The sequence below is a fragment of the Peptostreptococcaceae bacterium genome (genome assembly GCA_016649995.1).
Classification (GTDB): domain Bacteria; phylum Bacillota; class Clostridia; order Peptostreptococcales; family BM714; genus BM714.
On record JAENWJ010000088.1, the window covers coordinates 1 to 3,739 of the forward strand.

Sequence of the window (3,739 nt, forward strand, 5' to 3'; positions counted from 1 at the left end):
TATATATATGGAGAATTATAAAAGATACATACCGGGTATTTTGTTTACATTGATAATTTCACTTAGTTCAATATTGCTTAATAATATTATGAAAAAGCATATTAATCTTGAGGCGTTGACATTGGCAATTATTATCGGCATTTTGTATAACAATTTGATTGGAGTGCAGGCGGGATTGGAACCCGGAGTCAAATTCACATTGAAAAAGTTGCTTAAGGTTGGAATAGTTCTATTGGGATTTAAGCTTAGCATCAGTTCATTATTTAAGTTGGGCCCGACAATTTTAATCATGGTTGTCATTTATGTGATATCAGCATTGCTGCTATCATATTTATTAGGTAGAGTATTTAAAATAGATAGCAGGCTTTCAGCTTTGCTTGGTGTGGGATCTTGTATCTGCGGAGCATCGGCAGTTGTTGCGATGGCGCCCTGCATTAATGCTGAAGATGAGGATGCAGTTGTTGCCGTATCCATAGTTAGCTTTTTGGGCGCAATTGGAGTTATTGCATATTCGGCTATTGCTGTCAGTGGCATATCCATTTCTCCTACGCAATATGGAGTTTGGTCAGGAATATCCCTCCATGGCGTGGCGCATGCTTTGGCTGCAGCTTTTGCATTGGGAGATTTGTCGGGAGAAATGGGGACCTTTGTCAAAATGACCAGAGTTTTAATGCTGGTTCCTGTTTCATTAATTCTAAGCATGGTTTTTGCCAAAAAAAACGGAAAACGTGAAAAGGCGAAATTTCCCACATATGTACTTTTCTTTGTACTAGCCGGAATCATTAATTCCGTGGGAATAATACCCGAGAGTTTGACAAAATTATTTGTGCAGACAAGTTCATTGTTGATACTGATGGCTATGACTGCAATGGGTTTGTCAGTTAACTTCAAAGACATTGTAAATAGGGGAATTGGGGCGTTGGTTGCTAGCACAATCCTGTTTATAACGCTTTCTGGATGCAGTTTGATTGCAATATTAAAATTGCTATAGGCAAAATAATCGATGCGGCCCTCATCACGTGATAGTGGTCAGTTTGTACCGAAATATTCATACTGGTGACAAATATATATTTAAAAGGGGCTTAAAGTGTATATTCCGGCGTATTCGGACAGTAGTCCGTGAAACACTCGGACACCATTCCAGGACATTCGGACACTTTATCATTTGGTTCAGTATAGTATAAATCCTCACTGTTTAGAACTTAATTCAAGTTATAGAAATTTCATCTTTTTTTCTGCAATGATTTGCCGCATTGATATTTTCGATTCTAGATTTATGATATATGAATTGTAGGAGACACGATCCATAATTGCATCGGCAATGGTAGGGTCCGAAAACAAATCGTACCATTTTTCGTGAGGCAACTGGCTTGACAGAATAAGTGATCCTTTGTTGTACCTAGCCTCTACAACCTCGAGGAAATCTCTGCTTTCTTCTAATGAATGTGATTGAAGACCTACATCATCAATAATCAGAAGTTGATACTTTTTAATTCTGTTCACCTCATTTCTATTTTATGAGGGTTTATTATACTATAGTTGGGACATAATCATTTGTGGGGCATAGGTCATCCTGGCATAGTTTTAGATTCTTTGAGCATGCATCTCCAGTATGTTATACTATGATAGGTATAGATTAAACGGTGGATTTAGGTTTTGAACATGAACTTTTTCTTGAATTTGACATAAAGAGAATGATGTTATTAGAAAAAGGCAAGGCGGCAGATAAATGAGAAACGAAAAAAAGAAGTTAAATGTGCTTCCTCCGAGGTTGCCATTGAAGTTGGAGGTTCTGGAAGGCTGGAAACTTCGGCTTGAGGATGAGGACCAGATTAGCGGAGTGAGTGTTGGCGAGTGTGTAATAGAGAATCAAAGTGCTATCAGGATAGAACTGAAGCAGGTTTTGTTTAGGAATGCGGTATTTAGGGATGTGGAGCTTCAGAATGCTGACATTGTAGATGCTAGGTTTGAAAACTGCGATTTATCCAATCTGGATTTTAGAGGCTCGATAATACACAGGACCGAATTCAAAAACTGCAAAATGATAGGATGCAATTTAAGCGATGCATTGCTTAAAAATGTAGTCATTGAGAACTGCAATGTCGATTATTCCAACCTTAGATTTTCAAATATGAAAAAAGTCGAAATAAAGGATTCGCGATTTCGTAGTGCGGATTGCCAAAGTTCAAAATTCATTGAGGTTGATTTTGATGGTGTTGATTTCAGCCGTTGTCGTATGGCGGGAACCTCGTTAAGAGATATTGACATAAGCTCCTGCGAGATAAACGAAATGGAAATTGGGATGGAAGACATACAAGGCGCAATCGTTTCTCTTAATCAGGCTGTAATGTTGTCACGATTAATGGGTATATTGATAAAAGAAAGCTAATTAAGCAAGAATGCAGAATAAGTGGCAAATTGTTATTGAGAAAGAAATGGAAAGAAGCATAGCAGAAAAATTGCCGGGGCAATCGACGAGGCATAGAAGCTGTTATTTACGGAAGCGTAGAACTTCAATATTAAACTTAAAAAGGGGAACAATAATGCAAAATTATAAAATCAGCATAGCATATGACGGTAGAAAATATAAAGGATTCGGCAAATCAAAAGGTGAAGCGGATAAGACTATACAGGGCAAGCTTGAAGCGATATTGACAAAATTGTACAAAGATGAAATAGAAGTTGTAGGTGCGGTAAATACCGGGGCAGGTGTGCATGCACAAGAACAAGTCGTCAATTTTGTTGCGCCAAATGGAAGCCTCAGTAAGAATGAGATTTTCGAATACCTGGAAAAGTATTTGACAGATGATATAATAACACTTTCGGTTGAAAAGGCAGATGCACGATTCCACAGCAGGTATCTGTTAAAAAGCGTGACCTATGAGTATCGCCTTTGGAAATGCGACGCTATAAAGCGTCCATTATTCGAGAGGCAGTATGTCAATGTGTTGAGTCTTAATGCGGATGTTGCCAAGATGAGCCGTGCAGCCATGGAAATTGAGGGAAGCCATGATTTTTTGGCTTTTTCATCGAATAAGAAAGTAAAAAAAACGGTCAAGGAAGTAAGATCAATCAATATAGAGGAAACAAAAAATGAAATAATAATTACAATGAATGCAAACGGATTTCTGATGAATATGGAAAGGATAATTGTAGGAACCCTTGTTCAGATTGGCATGGGGCAACTCCCCATAGAGGCAATAGGGAAAGCCTTCGAATATAAGGCGGCTGAGTATGTTGGATATAAAGCCAGTGCAGAGGCTCTTTGCCTGTTAAGTGTAGAATACTAATCCGAAAACATATTAAAAATTGGAACTAGAGTAAGCAAGAATCACTGGGTTATGCGGTCGGGTAGGTTGTTTCGATGCAATAGATCCGCCTTATCATTTGCAAAAAAAAGTTAAAGTGCTTTGCTCAGATGAAATATCGAAGCCAAGCACTTTGACTTTTTTATTTACCTGTTCAATTGACAAGAATCAGTTCGAAACCATAGTCTGTTTTGATTGCTATCTTATCAGGAGCCATAGTCCGATTATTGCAGAAATTAAAGCCCACACGTAAAAGAAAATGACTGTTCCTTTATCTCCCAAATACTTAATAAAGAATTGAATTTTCTTCATTTTCCATATGCTCTTAGGTTTTGTGACGGCTAGCAGTACAACAATTGCCGCGTAAACCAGCAAAAAGATTCCCAATAGTTTCAATCCGCCCATGTTTTTCCTCCTTATTCCATTATTAA

General features: G+C 38.0%; 5 protein-coding genes. 3 read left to right on the forward strand and 2 right to left on the reverse strand.

Features of this window, described 5'->3' with window-relative positions; genetic code table 11:
- Positions 1 to 991: putative sulfate exporter family transporter (locus tag JJE29_09225; GenBank protein MBK5252796.1), on the forward strand; the 991-nt coding region annotated here is incomplete at its 5' end.
- A gap of 221 nt (positions 992 to 1,212) precedes the next feature.
- On the opposite strand, the gene JJE29_09230 is transcribed toward JJE29_09225, so the two are convergent.
- The gene (locus JJE29_09230; GenBank protein ID MBK5252797.1) at positions 1,213 to 1,503 is read right to left on the reverse strand and encodes an ATP-binding protein; all 291 of its coding nucleotides are present in this window, start codon (positions 1,501 to 1,503) and stop codon (positions 1,213 to 1,215) included.
- Between the two features lie 226 nt (positions 1,504 to 1,729).
- Here JJE29_09230 and JJE29_09235 point away from each other — a divergent pair, with 226 nt between their 5' ends.
- Both JJE29_09235 and JJE29_09240 read left to right on the forward strand, forming a co-directional pair.
- The gene (locus JJE29_09235; protein MBK5252798.1) at positions 1,730 to 2,389 is read left to right on the forward strand and encodes a pentapeptide repeat-containing protein; all 660 of its coding nucleotides are present in this window, start codon (positions 1,730 to 1,732) and stop codon (positions 2,387 to 2,389) included.
- 154 nt (positions 2,390 to 2,543) lie between these two features.
- Positions 2,544 to 3,290, forward strand: a complete 747-nt coding sequence (locus JJE29_09240; GenBank protein ID MBK5252799.1) for a tRNA pseudouridine(38-40) synthase TruA — start codon at positions 2,544 to 2,546, stop codon at positions 3,288 to 3,290.
- A 216-nt stretch (positions 3,291 to 3,506) separates the two neighbouring features.
- Here JJE29_09240 and JJE29_09245 read toward each other — a convergent pair whose 3' ends face one another.
- Positions 3,507 to 3,713 (reverse strand): hypothetical protein, encoded by a 207-nt coding sequence (locus tag JJE29_09245; protein ID MBK5252800.1) that lies wholly within the window; start codon positions 3,711 to 3,713, stop codon positions 3,507 to 3,509.
- Between the last annotated feature and the right edge of the window lie 26 nt (positions 3,714 to 3,739).